Below are 805 nucleotides of genomic sequence, written 5' to 3'. Positions count from 1 at the left end.
TTCTTGAAGCCGCGCCGACCTTCCTGGCTGCCGCAGACCAACAAATCGCCAAAGAAGCCTTCAAATACTTTACTAAAGAGCAAGGTTTGAGCATCGAATTGGGCGTGAAAATCGGCGACATCAAATCCGAAGGCAAAGGCGTTTCCGTTGCTTACGAAACTGCTGCCGGCGAAGCCAAAACTGAAGTATTCGACAAACTGATCGTTGCCATCGGCCGTATTCCAAACACCAAAGGCCTGAACGCGGAAGCCGTAGGCTTGGAAAAAGACGAGCGCGGCTTTATCAAAGTAGATGGCGAATGCCGTACCAACCTGCCTAACGTATGGGCAATCGGCGACGTGGTCCGCGGCCCGATGTTGGCACACAAAGCCAGCGACGAAGGCGTTGCCGTTGCTGAGCGCATTGCCGGTCAAAAACCGCATATCGACTTCAACAACGTACCATTCGTGATTTACACCGATCCTGAAATCGCTTGGGTGGGTAAAACCGAAGAGCAGCTCAAAGCCGAAGGCGTGGAGTACAAAAAAGGTACTTCAGGTTTCGGTGCAAACGGTCGCGCATTGGCAATGGGCAAAGCCAAAGGTACGGTTAAAGTGTTGGCAGATGCCAAAACCGACCGTATCTTGGGCGTACACATGATCGGCCCGGTTGTCAGCGAATTGGTTACCGAAGGCGTGACTGCGCTCGAATTCTTCGCCAGCAGCGAAGACATCGCCCGCATTATCCATGCCCACCCAACCTTGTCCGAAGTGGTTCACGAAGCTGCATTGGCGGCTGACAAACGCGCTTTGCACGGTTGATAGAC

General features: G+C 53.2%; 1 protein-coding gene. It reads left to right on the top strand.

Going from position 1 to position 805, the window contains the following annotated elements; translation table 11 throughout:
* Positions 1-800 (top strand): FAD-dependent oxidoreductase (locus ACTHUM_RS16005; protein WP_440403421.1); only part of this gene is annotated, 800 nt, incomplete at its 5' end.
* Between the last annotated feature and the right edge of the window lie 5 nt (positions 801-805).

It is taken from the genome of Neisseria sp. P0021.S006 (assembly GCF_051956895.1).
Note: the sequence above shows the minus strand (reverse complement) of the source record. Positions and strands in the feature narration are given on the sequence as shown.